Here is a 14566-nt window from a genome sequence, read left to right on the forward strand (position 1 = left end):
GACGAGGGCGCCCCCCGCTGGAACGGAATGATGATGTGGCGCGGCACCTCGCTGGCCAAGCCCTTCCTCGACGGGCGCACGATGGTGCAGGCGGGCCATCGCCGCGCGAAGTTCGTCGTTTATCCGATCGCGCCGCCGCGGCCGGACGGACTGCAGCTGATCAACTGGATCTGCGACCGGCGCCTGCGCGAGGACGGTCTCGGCGGCGGGCTGACCGCGCCGGGCCGCGAGGACTGGAACAAGCCCGGCGCCATCGACGACCTGTTGCCGACCTTCGGCGGCTGGCGCTTCCCCTGGCTGGACGTGCCGGGCGTGATCGGCAGCGCGACACAGCTGCTGGAATGGCCGATGGTCGACCGCGATCCGCTGCCGCGCTGGCGGCACGGCCGCATCACGCTGCTGGGCGACGCGGCGCACCCGATGTATCCGATCGGTTCGAACGGCGCGACGCAGGCGATCCTCGACGCCGAGGCGATCGCGCGGGCGCTGCGCGAGGAGCGGCGTGTGGAGGCGGCGCTCGATCACTATGAGGCCGAGCGCCGCCCGATGTGCGCGCGCATCGTCGAGTTGAACCGGCAGGAGGGCCTGGACTACATCCTCGACATGGTCGAGGAGCGCGCGCCGGACGGCTTCGAGCGACTGGCGGACGTGATCGATCCGGCGGAGGTGGATGGCTTCGTCAAACGCTACAAGGCCGCGGCGGGGCATCGGCAGACGGCGCTGGCGGCCCCGCCGGCAGGTGCGCCTTCGGCGCCCGCGCCGTAGCATCCGGAACCGCCCTGCTCATCTCGGTCACCCAGTCTCCTTGGATCGGGGACCGCGCCTGGATTTCATGCGGATCGAGGTGAGAGACGTCAGGCGACAGTCTTCGAAGAATCACCACCTTCCCTCACGAAGTTGCAGGAGTGGTGAATGTCCTCCTTGTTCAATGAGCTGCTGATGACCGCCGACCACTTCTTGCAGTGGCAAAACGATCAAGAGATCCCCCACGAACTCGTCGGCGGGAAGAAGTTTCCGCTGCCAGCTCGCGATCCCGCGTTCTTCCGGGTACTGGTGAACGTCACGATGGCGGTGAAGCGCCACCTCGACGAGAGCGAGCTGGCATCGTCCATCCGAGGTCAAGGCGTCGTGGTCGACGACTACACCGTCATCCATCCCGATGCGATGGTGGCGCCGCGCTTCGCGGCTCGCCCGGCGCCGGTACTCGTGTTCGAGTTGGTGGACGGCGAGCCGCGCGCCGCGGACATCGTGCGCCGCGCGATTGCCGCAAGGCGACTACCGACAGTGAGGGAGCATGTCAGCGTCGACATGGTGGCGCGCGCCATCGAGGTCCGTCGCCGCGACGACGACGGCCACTGGAAGACGCTGACCTTCCGCGAAGGCGAAATGGCCGAACTGGTGTCGATCGATCTTCGGCTCGACGTGACGGCGGCGTTCAAGGGGCTGGACGCGCCGGACCCCAGGCTGTCCGGGCAGGAGTTCCTCGACTGGGACGCTGACGAAGACTGCAAGCACGAGTTCATCGACGGTCGGATCGTGTCGATGACCGGCGCCAAGTTCGGCCATGTGACGACCTGCATCAACCTCTCCACCGCGCTGAATCTTCACCTGCTCAACACGCCATGCCGCGTTGTGATGGCCGATTTTCGTTTGCAAGGTGCCGGGCAGAACTACTACTTCCCCGATGTAGCCGTCACTTGCGAACCCCTGACGGCGGACCACGTGGCGATGCAATCGCCGCTCTTGCTTATCGAGGTGCTCTCCAAATCGACTCGCGCGAAGGATCGCGGCGTGAAACGTGAGGAGTACCTCAGCATTCCATCATTGCGGGAGTACGTGCTGGTGGACTGCGTGAAGCGTCGTATCGACATTCACCGTCGTGGTCCGGATGGCGCCTGGAGCCTGCACCAGTTCATCGCCGATGCGCCCCTTCGGCTGGAGTCCCTCGATCTGGAGATCCCCGCGGCCTTCGTGTTCGCGAATGTTCCGATGGCAGCGTGAGGCTCGGGCCTGGTCTGTCATGCGAAACCCGTCCTCAACCACCTCGCCCAATCCTCCCGCCCATTCCTGGAAGCGAGGCTCGCCATCGCTTCATGGTCGTACGGCACGCTGATGGACTCGGTCACCCAGCCCTGCGCAGTCCGCTCCACGATCGCATAGCGCGCATCGGGCGAACCGTTCTCCGCGACGTAGCGGATCGGATGATCGTCGTCCCACGCCTGCAGGCCGACGCTGCCGGGATTCACCAGCCATTGCCCTCGCGCGCTGCGCAGCACGCGCGGGATGTGCGTGTGGCCGCAGCACACCAGCACCGAGGCCTGATCGCCGAGCCGATCGGCCACCTCCGCGGCGGACGCCGCTCTCAAGCGCGGACCGTCCTGCGTGTCGAGGAAGTACTCGATGTCGCTGCGCGGCGTGCCGTGGCACAGGTAGACCTCGTCGGTCAGCTGCAGCGTCTTCGGCAGCGCGCGGAGCCACGCCAGTTCCGCCTCACCCAGACGCTCGCGCGCGAAGCGGTCGGATTCGCCACCCGGCTTCTCTGCCGTGATCGCGAGCAATTGCCGCTCATGGTTGCCGGCGATCGTCGGCCAGCCTTGCGCCATCAGGTACTGCGCCGTCTCCAACGGCTGCAGCGGGCCGGACAGGATGTCGCCGAGATTCACGATCTCGTCCACGCCCCGTCGCCGCGCATCGGCCACGACGGCTTCCAGTGCCAGCAGGTTGCCGTGGATGTCGGACAGGAGAGCGATGCGCATGGCGGCTTCGGAGGTGGCAGCGCGGGCCGGATGATCAGCCGATCAGCTGCCGCGCGTGATGCGCCAGATGATCGTCGATCACGCTCGCGATGAAGTAGTAGCCGTGGTCGTAGCCCTCGTGGCGGCGCAGCGTCAGCGGTTGCCCGATTGCCGCGCACGCCGATTCCAGCGCTTCCGGATACAGCTGCTCGACGAGGAACTTGTCCGCCAGGCCCTGGTCGACCAGGATGCCGTGCGGATACGGCACCCGCGATTGCGCCTGGATCAGCGCGCTCGCGTCATGCGCGGGCCAGGCTTCGCGGTCCTCGCCGAGGTAACCGGTGAAGGCCTTCACGCCCCACGGGCAACGGCTGGGCGCCGCGATCGGCGCGATCGCCGACACCGACGCGAACGCCCCCGGATGCCTCAACGCCAGCGTCAGCGCACCGTGACCGCCCATCGAGTGCCCCGCGATGCCGGTCTTCGCCGCGTCCAGCCCGAGCGACGCCTGCACTTGCGGGATCAGTTCCCGCATCAGGTAGCTCTCCATCCGCCAGTGCGTCGCCCAGGGCGCCTGCGTGGCATCGAGGTAGAAGCCCGCCGCGACACCGAAGTCCCATGACGCCGTCGCGCCCGGCAGCGCGCTCACCGCGTCGCCGCGCGGACTCGTGTCCGGCATCAGCAGCGCGAGGCCCAACGCGGCCGCCTGACGCTGCGCGCCGGCCTTCGTCGTGAAGGTCTCTTCATTGCAGGTCAGCCCCGCGAGGAACACCACCAGCCCCTTCACCGCCCGCACGCCGCCCGGCGGCAGGAACAGCGCAAAGCGCATCGGCAGGCCGATCTCGGCCGAGTCGTGGCGATGGAAACGCTGCACGCCGCCGAAGCTGGCGTGCTCGCTGATCAATTCGAAAGTCATGTCGAGGTCCTCAGGCGACCGCAGTCGCGATCGAGATCGCGGGTTCAGTCGCAGCCGCGCTCAGCGCGCCGCGGCCATCGCCGCTTCCAGCGCGTCGATGAACACCGCGCCGACGTCGAAGCCGGTCTGCTCCATGATTTCCTGGAAGCAGGTCGGGCTGGTCACGTTGAGCTCGGTCATCTTGTCGCCGATGACATCCAGCCCCACCAGCAGCAGCCCACGCGCCGCCAGCACCGGCCCGAGCGCCTCGGCGATGCGGCGGTCGTCGTCGGTCAGCGGTTGCGCGACGCCCTTGCCGCCCGCGGCCAGGTTGCCGCGCACCTCGGTCCCCTGCGGGATCCGCGCCAGCGAGTACGGCACCGGCTTGCCGCCGATCAGCAGGATGCGCTTGTCGCCCTTGACGATCTCCGGCACGAAGCGCTGCACCATCACCGATTGCGCGCCGTTCTTGTTCAGCGTCTCGATGATGCTGCCCAGGTTCAGCGCATCCGCCTTCACGCGGAAGATGCCCATGCCGCCCATGCCGTCCAGCGGCTTCAGGATGATGTCCTGATGCTCCGCGTGGAAGGCGCGGATGGCAGCCGCCGAGCGCGTCACCAGCGTCGGCGCGATGAACTGCGGGAACTCCAGGATCGCGAGCTTCTCCGGATGGTCGCGTAGCGACGCGGCCTTGTTGAACACGCGCGCGCCTTCGCGCTCCGCCTGCTCCAGCAGGTGCGTGGCGTAGAAGAACTCCGAATCGAAGGGCGGATCCTTGCGCATCAGCACCGCGTCGACGTCGGCCAGGGCCAGGTCTTGCGTCGCGGTGACCGCGTGCCACACGGCCAGCTTGGTGCCGGCCTGGCTGGTGACCGCTTCCGGCGTCAGCGTCAGCTGCTTCGCCGCGTGCGCGGTCACGCGACCGCCGCTGACCCACAGCAGGTCGGGCACTTCGCAGACCCAGAGCTCGTGGCCGCGCCGGGCGGCCTCGCGCATCATCGCGAAGGTGGAGTCCTTGTAGGTGTTGAAAGTCGACAGCGGATCGGCGACGAACAGCAGTTTCATGGGCAGGGCTTTCAGCAGGAGTCTCAACGTTTCCTGAAGTGTTGCACCAAAAGAGAGACCGCACCGGCGACCACGCCCCAGAACGCCGAGCCGATGCCCAGCAGGCTCAGCCCCGACAGCGTCACCAGGAAGGTCAGGATGGCCGCGTCGCGATGCGCCTCGTCCTTCAGCGCGGCCGACAGGCCGCCGGCGATCGTGCCCAGCAGCGCCAGTCCGGCCACGGCCGCGATCAGCTCCCGGGGGAAAGCCGTCAGCAGGCCGACGACCGCGCCGCCGGCCAGGCCGATGGCGAGATAGAACACCCCCGCCATCGCCGACGCCATGTAGCGCCGCGCGGGATCCTCGTGCGCTTCGCGCCCCATGCAGATCGCCGCGGTGATCGCCGCCAGGTTGAACGCGTAGCCGCCGAAGGGCGCGAAGACGATGGAGGCGAAGCCGGTCGCGGCGATGCTCGCGGACACCGGCGTCTGGTAGCCCGACGCCCGCTGCGCGGCCACGCCGGGCAGGTTCTGCGAGGCCATGGTCACCAGGAACAGCGGCAGCGCCACGCCGACCAGCGCGGTCACGGAGAACGACGGCGTGACCCACACCGGCGTCGCCCAGTCCCAGACGACGGCTTCCAGATGCAGGCGTCCCTGCGAGGCCGCGACGGCGATGCCGGCCACCAGCACCAGCGGTGTCGCGTATCGCGGCAGGAAGCGGCGCGCCAGCACATAGGTCAGCGCCATCGTCAGCACCATCGCCGGGGCCGTCTTCGTCGCGAGCACGGCATCCAGCCCGAAGCGCGCCAGCACGCCGGCCAGCAGCGCCGAGGCGATGGCGATGGGGATGCGGTCCATGATCCGTTCGAACCAGCGCGTCGCGCCGGCGATCAGGATCAACACGCCGCAGACGATGAAGGCGCCGACCGCCTCGGGCATCGAAATGCCGGAAACGCCCGCGATCAAGGCCGCGCCGGGGGTGGACCACGCGGTCAGCACCGGCTGACGGGTCCACAGCGACAGGCCGAGGCTGGTCAGCCCCATGCCCAGTCCGAGCGCCCAGATCCAGGAGCTGGTCTGGGCCGGCGTCGCCCCGAGTGCCTGCGCGGCCTGGAACACGATCGCCACCGAGCTGGTGAAGCCCACCAGCACCGCGACGAAGCCCGCGACCACGGCGGACAGGGACAGGTCTTTCAGCCAGCGATTCATGGCACGGAGCATACCGACCGCCTCGCCCAGGATCCCTCGCAAACGCTCAACGCAGGTTCAACGTGCAGTCAGCGAGCGCGGCGCCAAACGTGCAGTCAGCGAGTGCGTGTGGGGCCGGAGTAGGGCTTGGGGTCCCTGGAGGGGCGCCCCATGCCCTGCGGAGAGCCCGCGCTTGGCAGACCGAAGTCCGAACCCGAAACCGCGTCAGATCTCGACCTTCGACCCCAGCTCCACGATCCGGTTCGCCGGCAGGTGGAGGAAGTCTGCCGCCGCCGCCGCGTTGCGGTGCATGCTCGCGAACAGCTTCTCCCGCCACAGCGCCATGCCCGACCCGATGGTCGGGATCACGATGTCCCGCGACAGGAAGTAGCTGGTCTCCATCTCGTCCAGATGCACCCCGCGCTGCTCCAGCAGCTTGAGCGCGTCCGGCACGTCCGGTTCGTTCTTGAAGCCGAAGTGCAGGTTGACCTGCCAGCAGTCGTTGTCCAGGCTCTCCACCTCGACGCGCTTCTCGAAGCCGATCCACGGCACCTCGTGATGCTTGACGCTGACGAACAGGTTCTGCTCGTGCAGCACCTTGTTGTGCTTGAGGTTGTGCAGCAGCGCATTGGGCGTCACGCCCACCTCCGCCGACAGGAACACCGCCGTGCCCTGCACCCGCGTCGGCGGGTTGATGAACACCGCCTCGAGGAAGCTCTTCAGGTCGATCGCATCTTCGCGCAGCTTGTCCGACAGCAGCCGGCGCCCCTGCTTCCAGGTCAGCATCAGCGTGAACATGCCGAAGCCGATCATCAGCGGGAACCAGCCGCCGTGCGCCACCTTCAGCAGGTTGGACGCCAGGAAGGTCGCGTCGATGACGAAGAACGCGCCCGTCGCGACCACGCACAGCCACAGCGGATAACGCCAGCCGAAGCGGATCACGAAGAAGGTCATCACCGTGGTGATCGTCATGTCGATGGTCACCGCCACGCCGTAGGCGCCGGCCAGCTTGCTCGACGACTCGAAGAAGGCCACCGCCACGACGACGAAGGCGAACAGCCCCCAGTTGACGAAGGGGACGTAGATCTGCCCGATGTCGCGCACCGACGTGTGCACGATGCGCATGCGCGGCAGCAGCCCCAGCTGCACCGCCTGCTTGGTCACCGAGAACGCCGCCGTGATCAGCGCCTGCGAGGCCACGATCGCCGCCAGCGTCGCCAGGATGAAAAGCGGGATCTCCGCCCAGCTCGGCGCGAGCAGGAAGAACGGGTTCTTGATCGCTTCCGGGTTGTTGAGCAGCAGCGCGCCCTGGCCGAAGTAGTTCAGCGTCAGCGCTGGCATCACGAAGCTGTACCAGGCGATGCGGATCGGCTGCTTGCCGAAGTGGCCCAGGTCGGCGTAGAGCGCCTCGCCGCCGGTCACCACCAGCACCACCGCGCCCAGCGCGACGAAGGCGACCCAGCCGTAGTGCGTGCAGAACTCGATCGCCCAGATCGGGTTGATGGCCTGCAGCACGTGCGGATTGCCGACGATCTTCGGGATGCCCAGCAGGGCCAGCGAGGTGAACCACACCAGCATCACCGGCCCGAAGGCCTTGCCCACGCCGCCGGTGCCGAAACGCTGCACCGCGAACAGCCCCGCGATCACGACCAGCGAGATCGGCACCACCGCGTCGTGGTACTGCGGCGCGTAGACCTCGATGCCCTCGACGGCCGAGAGCACCGTCATCGCCGGCGTGATCACCGCGTCGCCGAAGAAGATCGCCGTGCCGAACAGCCCCACCAGCATCAGCCCGCGCCGCAGCGGCGGTTTCTCGCGCACGGCCGTGGTGGCCAGCGCCAGCATGGCGATCAGGCCGCCCTCGCCGTTGTTGTCGGCGCGCAGGATCAGCAGCACGTACTTGAAGGAGACCACGACGGTCATGGTCCAGAACAGCAGCGACAGCACCCCGAGGATGTTGTCGTGCGTCATGGGAACGTGCGCGCCGTGGAAGACCTCCTTCAGCGCGTACAGGGGACTGGTGCCGATGTCGCCGTAGACGACACCGAGGGCGCCGATGGTCAGGCCGGCCAGGGCGGCCGGCGTACGGGGCGCGTGGTGTGAACTCACAAAGGTCGCGGCAGCCGCCCGGGCTGCCGGAAGTCGAAAGGGCGTATTGTCTGCCTTCCGTTGTGCAGTGCGTCAATGCCCCCCGCCGCCGTTGCGGGGGCGGGGGTTGACGGCGATCACTGGAACACGTAGCTCGCGCTCAGGTTGAAGCGGCGGCCCAGCACGTTGGACGCGCCGCTGTCGTAGTAGCTGAACACCGTCGGGATGCCGTTGGCGCGGTCGTAGTCGTTGGTGACGTTGATGACGCTGGCCGCCAGGGTCAGGCCCTTGAAGCCGCTGTACGAGGCGCCCAGGTCGATCGTGCGGTCCCGTCCCACCCGGCAGCGGTTGAGGTTGCCCAGGAAGGTCCGCTGCGCGGCGGTCAGCGACGAGCACACCGTGCTCGACAGCGGGTCCGCATGGTTGAAGCGGATCCAGCCGCGCGCCTGGTCGGTGTCCCACTTGAAGGTCGCGCTGGCACGGGTCTTGGAAATGTCCGAGGTGGTCGTGCCGACCTGGTGCTGCACCGCCTGGCCCTTCACCACGAGCTGGTCATAACGCGCCGTGTAGGTGCCGTTGACGTTCATGCTGAACTTGCCCCACGCCATCGCCGGCAGCCGGACGTTCAGGTCGTAGTCCACGCCCGAGGTCTTGGTCCACTCGTTGTTGCCGTACTGGCGCACCAGCATGATGATCGGGCCGCTGTTGGCGACGCCCGGCAGCCAGGTCTCCGGGTTGGGATCGCGCACCACCTGGACGTTGCCCGAATTCGGGTTGGCGTTGTAGTCGTCCATGATGTCCACGCCGCGCTGCGAGCGGATCTCGTTCTTGCGGTGGAAATACCAGCCGTCGATCGCCAGGTCCGCGTACTTGCTCGGCGTGAAGATCATGCCGGCGGTGAACGAATTGGACTTCTCCGGCTCCAGGTTCGGGTTGGCGCTGATCACCGTCGGGATGCTGCCCGGGTTGGTCGTGCCCGAGGGCACCGCGCTGAAGCCCAGCACGTTGCAGTCGCGGTTCACCGACACCGGCGCCTTGCTGACCGGGGCGTTCGGGTTGCTGGTGTCGCAGCGCAGGCTGTCGAAGACGCGACGCTCCTGGAAGCTGTGGAAGGACAGCGCGAACGAGTTGCCGATCTGCGAGATCGCCGGCGCGCGGAAGCCCGTCGCCGCCGTGCCGCGGAACACCATCAGCGACGGCAGCGCCGTCCACTTGAAGCCGGCCTTGCCGGTGGTGCTGTTGCCGAAGTCGTCGTAGTGCTCGTAGCGCGCGGCGGCCTGCAGCTCGAGCTGCTTGACCACGGGCAGGCTCAGCTCGGTGAAGGCCGCATACGACTTGCGGCTGCCCGAGGCGCCGTTGGCCACCAGGCCGATGTAGTCGCCGGTGCCGTAGACGGCGTCGGGAATGGCGTCCAGCTTCTCCTTGCGCAGCTCGGTGCCGATCGCGATCGCGGCCGGGCCGCCGGGCAGCTGGAACAGCTCGCGGCTGCCGCGGACGTCCCACGACACCAGCTGCGACTTGCCCTCGTTGTACGCGGTCGACGACACGCTGTTGATCGCCTCCTGCGAGTTGGGCTTGCCGAAGCGGTAGCTGCCGTTGGCGATCGCCGCGTTCAGCAGCGAGCTGCGCACCCGGCCCTCCTGGAAGCGCTCGTTGTTGTTCTGGCTGACCAGGATCGCGGTGTCGAAGTCCCAGCCGAAGGCCGTGCCTTCCAGACCCGCGGTCAGGCGCGTGGAGCGCAGGACGTTGATGTCGCCGGTGGGCAGGTCCTCGAAGCGGTAGATCAACTGCACCGCCTGCGAGTTGGCGGTGCCGTTGGTCGGGTTGTCCGGGTGGCCGATGGGCAGGATGATGGCGTTCTGGCGCAGGAAGCTGCCGTCCAGCTTGGGCCAGGTCGTCGCGACCGGATTGCCCGAGGTGACCAGCGAGGTCGTCAGCGCGTACGGCACGCGCTGCTCGGTCGTCTTGGTCTTCGAGTACATCAGGTCGGCATACGCGGTCAGGTCGTTGTTGATCGCGAAGGTGCCGCGCACCATGCCGCTCTGGCGGTCCTGCTTGGCGATCAGTTCGTCCGCGTCGTCGAGGCTGAAGCGGCACAGGCCCGTGGGCAGCGAGCCGGTCGTGGGCAGGAAGCCCGCGGGCCGGTTCGGCACGCCCTGGCCGACGGTGCGGTCCGCCGGGCAGCCCGCCAGCGTGCCCAGGTAGTTGGTGCCCGACAGGCTGTTGTTGGCGACGCTGATGCCGCCGATCGTGGTGGAGCCGCTCAGGCTCGTCGGCACCCGGTAGTAGTTGCCGTAGAAGGACGCCGAGGAGTCCGGCGTGAAGCGCGCCAGCGAGCCGTTGGACGTCAGGTACTGGTTCTGCAGGGCGAGGTTGCCGCGGTCCTTCAGCTCGTTGGCCATGACGCTGTCGCGCTTGGAGACCTCCAGGCCGCCGAAGACGTTGAAGCGCTGCGTGTCCAGGTTGCCGAAGCCGAAGGTGATCGCGCCGTTCTTCGTCGCGCCGACGCCCTTGTCGTTGGCGCCGTAGGAGGCGCTGCCCTCGATGCCCTGGTAGTCCTTGCGCAGGATGTAGTTGACGACGCCGGCCATCGCGTCCGAGCCGTACATCGCCGAAGCGCCGTCCTTCAGGATGTCGATGCGCTCGATCGCCTCCTTGGGGATGGTGTTGACGTTGATCATCGTGCCGCGGCCGAAGTTCACGTCCACCGCCGCGACCGGCGCGGTGCGCCGGCCGTTGATCAGGATCAGCGTCCCCTGCGAGCCGAAGCCCCGCAGCGAGATCGTCGACACGCCGCCGACGAAGCCCGACGCCGCGCCGTCGCCGATGGAGCCGAGGTCGACGGCGGAATTCGCGCGCAGCAGCTCTTCGACGTTGGCATATCCGGAGTTGCGGATGTCCTCGCGCGTGATACTTTGGACGACCGACGGCGTCTCCTTGTCGGTGCGCTTGATCAGCGTGCCGGTGATCTCGACCCGCTCCAGCTTCTTCGAGTCATCGGCCGCGGCGGTCGCCGCCGAGGCGGCAGCGGCGGCGGTGGCGGGCGCCTGCTGGGCCTGCGCCTGACTGGCGAGCGCGAGGGCGATGGCAGCGGCGAGTTGCACGGGCTGCGGACGGGAAATACGACGGACCATGGAAAGGACACTCCTGTAACGGGACTCGGGGGAGACCGGCTCACGTTAAGGAGGCGTGTCTTTCGGTCCATGAAGCTTTGTGATGGACTTGTGAAACTTTGGTTATGAATGCGTCATCGACGTCCCCGGAAGCCGCCGAACACTTCGTCATCCGCCGCATGTCGCTGCGCCACGCGCGGGTGCTGCTGGCCCTCAACGACACAGGCAACATCAGCGCTGCCGCCGATCAGCTGCACGTGACGCAGCCCGCGGTGAGCAAGACGCTGGCGGAGCTGGAGCAAGGGCTGGGACAAACCCTGTTCCTGCGGCGCGGACGCAACATGCAGCCCACGCCGCTGGGGCGCCGGCTGCTGGCGCTGGCGCGCAAGCTCGATGCCGACCTGCAACGCGCCGCGGGCGACGTCGCCACGATGGTGCGCGGCGCGTCCGGCGAGGTGCGCATCGGGGCGACCAATGCCTCGCTCGCACGCTTGCTGCCCGCGGCCATCACCGCGATGAAGCGGGAGAACCCGGGCGTGACGGTGAGCGTGCGCACGCATGCGCTGCGGTCGCTGTTCGCGGAATTGCAGGCGGGCACGCTGGACCTCGTCGTCGCGCGCGCGATGCCGCAGGACGAGCCGCTGGGGCTCGCCCGCGTGTCATTGCTGCCGCAGCCCGAGGTGCTGACGATGAGCGCGCATCACCCGCTGGCGCGCACGCCCAAGCTGAGCTGGGAGGTGCTGAGCCAGCAGCGCTGGCTCTGGCAGTTGCCGGGCACGCGCACGCGGATGCTGATGGACCGGCTCTGGCAGGAGATGGCCCTCGCGCCGCCGACCGACCTGATCGAATGCGGGGACGCGATGCTCGCGCTCGGCCTGATGCACGAGATGCCGCTGGTGGCCGTGATGCCGCACGACATGGCGATGGCGGCCGCCAAACGCGGAGCGGTCGTGATCCTGCCGCACGCGGTGGACCTGGGGCTCGGGCCGATGAGCGTCTGGCACCTGCCCGACACGCAGGGCGAGGCGGTGGAGCGCTTCAGGCAGCTGCTGGTGGACGCCGCCGCTTGTTCAGGAAACGGCAAGACCTGACCCGCCCTCCCGGCGGGTCGGGGTCACCATTCAATCGGCTCAGGCGTAGTCCTCGGCGTCCGGATCGGTCGTCTCCAGCTCGTAGCTGGCCGCGAGCATCGCGAGGCGGCCGATCACGCCGTACATGTAGAAGCGGTTGGGCGCGCTGGCGCCGGGCTTCTCGCCGGGCGCGGGCAGGTGCGACGAGTGCGCGAAGGCCAGCGGCACGAAGCTCGATCCCGGCGCGTTGAGGTTCTCGTCCTCGGCCCGGTCGGCATGCACGCGGTAGAAGCCGCCGACGACGTAGCGGTCCATCATGTAGACGACCGGCTCGGCCACCGCCTCGTGCATGCGCTCGTGCGTCACGACGCCTTCCTGCACCAGCACCTGCGACAGCGCGGGCACGCCTTCCAGCTTCGCCAGCTTGTCGCGCGCCTTGATCGCGAGCACGTCCAGGTCCTTGGCGTCGCGGATCGTCATCACGCCCAGGCCGTGCGTGCCGGCGTCCGGCTTGACGATGACGAAAGGCTTCTCCTGGATGCCGTATTCCTTGTACTTGCGGCGCGTGCGCGTCAGCGTCGCGTCGACCTGCGCCTGCAGCGCGTCCAGGCCGGCGCCGGTCGCGAAGTCCAGCCCGTCCACCGCCACCGAGTGCGGATAGATCAGCCACGGGTCCATGCCCAGCAGCTTGGCGAACTTCTTGGAGACTTCCTCGTAGGCGCGGAAGTGCTGGCTCTTGCGGCGCTGCCCCCAGCCGGCGTGCAGCGGCGGCAGCAGGTACTGCTCGTGCAGGTGCTTGAGCACGTCCGGCGTGCCCGCCGACAGGTCGTCGTTCAGCAGGATGGTGCAGGGATCGAAGTCCTTGAGCATCAGCCGCGAGCGCTGGCGGATCAGCGGCTCCAGCGTCAGCGAGTTGCCGTCCGGCAGCGCCACCGTCGTGGGTTCCTTGACCGACTCGTCCAGCGAGCCCAGCCGCACGTTCAGCCCCGCCATCGAGAAGATGCGGACCAGCGTCGCCAGGTTGGACAGGTAGAAGCTGCCGCGGTTCTTCGCTTCCGGGACCAGCAGCAGGTTCTTGGCCTCGGGGCAGATCTTCTCGATCGCCGCCATCGCCGCCTGCACGGCCAGCGGCAGCATCTCGGGCGTCAGGTTGTTGAAGCCGCCCGGGAACAGGTTGGTGTCCACCGGCGCCAGCTTGAAGCCGGCGTTGCGCAGGTCCACCGAGGTGTAGAACGGGGGCGTGTGCTCCATCCATTCGAGCCGGAACCAGCGTTCGATCGCCGGCATCGACTCGAGCACGCGCTGCTCCAGTTCATTGATGGGGCCGGTCAGGGCGGTGATGAGGTGAGGGACCATGATGAGCGGGCGCCTGGACAGCCGGGGGGCGGTGTTCCGATTCTAGGCACGCCCACATTGGGGTTACTCGCGCCTTCTCAAGGGGGCCTCAAAAACTGCCGTACCCTCCCCCGCCGGGCGTGCGGATGATGAAGACGTCGCCCGGCGCCATCGGCACCTGGCCGATGTGGCCCAGAGTTTCGATCCGGCCATCGGCGCGCTCGACGAGGTTCTCCCCGACCGCCCCCGCCTGCCCGCCGGCCATGCCGAAGGCGCCCGAGGTCCGCCCGTTGCTCAGGATGGAGGCCGTCATCGGCGTCAGGAACCGGACGCGACGCTCGCCCCCTTCCCCGCCCCGCCAGCGTCCGGCACCGGCCGACCCCTGACGAATGGCATAGCTGTCCAGCCGCACCGGGAAGCGGAACTCCAGCACCTCGGGATCGGTGAGCCGGGAGTTCGTCATGTGCGTCTGCACGACCGAGGTCCCGTCGAAGCCCGGCCCGGCGCCGGAGCCGCCGGAGATCGTCTCGTAGTACTGGTGGGTCGCGTCGCCGAAGGTGAAGTTGTTCATCGTGCATTGCCCGGCCGCCATCACGCCCAGCGCGCCGTACAGCGCGTTGGTCACGCACTGCGAGGTCTCCACGTTGCCCGCGACCACCGCCGCCGGGAAGCGCGGATTGAGCATGCAGCCCTCGGGCACGATGACGTCGATGGGCTTGAGGCAGCCCGCGTTCAGCGGGATGGCGTCGTCCACCAGCGTGCGGAACACGTAGAGCACGGCCGCCATGGTGATCGACTTCGGCGCGTTGAAGTTGTTCGGCTGCTGCGCGCTGGTGCCGGTGAAATCGACCGTGGCGCGCCGCGCCGCCGCGTCCACGGTCACCGCGACCTGGATGCGCGCGCCGTTGTCCAGCGGCAGCGTGAAGGCGCCGTCCTTCAGCACCGAGATCACGCGCCGCACCGAGGCCTCGGCGTTGTCCTGCACATGCTGCATGTAGGCGGCCACGGTGTCGCGGCCGAACTGGGCCACCATGGCCTGCAGCTCCTGCACGCCTTTCTCGTTGGCGGCCACCTGGGCGCGCAGGTCGGCGAGGTT

Annotated in this window: 11 protein-coding genes; 3 read left to right on the forward strand and 8 right to left on the reverse strand. The window is 68.3% G+C overall.

Annotated features, from left to right (window positions below; translation table 11 throughout):
• Window positions 1-765: FAD-dependent monooxygenase (locus tag VF536_RS11130; protein ID WP_331614914.1), on the forward strand; the 765-nt coding region annotated here is incomplete at its 5' end.
• A gap of 147 nt (window positions 766-912) precedes the next feature.
• Complete coding sequence (locus VF536_RS11135; protein ID WP_331614915.1) at window positions 913-2001, forward strand: Uma2 family endonuclease; 1089 nt, start codon at window positions 913-915, stop codon at window positions 1999-2001.
• A 17-nt stretch (window positions 2002-2018) separates the two neighbouring features.
• Here the strand turns inward: VF536_RS11135 and VF536_RS11140 are convergent, their stop codons facing one another.
• From VF536_RS11140 to VF536_RS11165, 6 genes are all read right to left on the reverse strand, one after another.
• On the reverse strand, window positions 2019-2756 hold the full coding sequence (locus VF536_RS11140; RefSeq protein WP_331614916.1) for a metallophosphoesterase family protein: 738 nt from the start codon (window positions 2754-2756) through the stop codon (window positions 2019-2021).
• A 34-nt stretch (window positions 2757-2790) separates the two neighbouring features.
• Window positions 2791-3651, reverse strand: a complete 861-nt coding sequence (gene fghA / locus VF536_RS11145) for an S-formylglutathione hydrolase (protein WP_331614917.1) — start codon at window positions 3649-3651, stop codon at window positions 2791-2793.
• Window positions 3652-3711: 60 nt separating this feature from the next.
• Window positions 3712-4695: a glutathione synthase gene (gshB, locus tag VF536_RS11150; protein ID WP_331614918.1), complete on the reverse strand. Its 984-nt coding sequence runs from the start codon at window positions 4693-4695 to the stop codon at window positions 3712-3714.
• A 23-nt stretch (window positions 4696-4718) separates the two neighbouring features.
• Window positions 4719-5885 carry a benzoate/H(+) symporter BenE family transporter gene (locus VF536_RS11155; RefSeq protein ID WP_331614919.1) on the reverse strand — a complete coding sequence of 389 codons (1167 nt, stop codon included), beginning with the start codon at window positions 5883-5885 and terminating at the stop codon, window positions 4719-4721.
• A 204-nt stretch (window positions 5886-6089) separates the two neighbouring features.
• The gene (locus VF536_RS11160) at window positions 6090-7973 is read right to left on the reverse strand and encodes a potassium transporter Kup (protein WP_331614920.1); all 1884 of its coding nucleotides are present in this window, start codon (window positions 7971-7973) and stop codon (window positions 6090-6092) included.
• A gap of 116 nt (window positions 7974-8089) precedes the next feature.
• Entirely contained in the window at window positions 8090-11086 is a 2997-nt protein-coding gene (locus VF536_RS11165; protein ID WP_331614921.1) for a TonB-dependent receptor domain-containing protein, read from the reverse strand.
• 158 nt (window positions 11087-11244) lie between these two features.
• Between VF536_RS11165 and VF536_RS11170 the strand changes: the two genes are divergently transcribed.
• Entirely contained in the window at window positions 11245-12156 is a 912-nt protein-coding gene (locus tag VF536_RS11170; protein ID WP_331614922.1) for a LysR family transcriptional regulator, read from the forward strand.
• 39 nt (window positions 12157-12195) lie between these two features.
• On the opposite strand, the gene gshA is transcribed toward VF536_RS11170, so the two are convergent.
• Together gshA and VF536_RS11180 are read right to left on the reverse strand one after the other, a co-directional pair.
• On the reverse strand, window positions 12196-13491 hold the full coding sequence (gshA, locus tag VF536_RS11175; RefSeq protein ID WP_331614923.1) for a glutamate--cysteine ligase: 1296 nt from the start codon (window positions 13489-13491) through the stop codon (window positions 12196-12198).
• Window positions 13492-13579: 88 nt separating this feature from the next.
• On the reverse strand, window positions 13580-14566 hold a 987-nt coding region (locus tag VF536_RS11180; protein WP_331614924.1), incomplete at its 5' end, for a hydantoinase B/oxoprolinase family protein.

The organism is Roseateles sp., from assembly GCF_036486225.1.
GTDB lineage: Bacteria > Pseudomonadota > Gammaproteobacteria > Burkholderiales > Burkholderiaceae_C > Roseateles.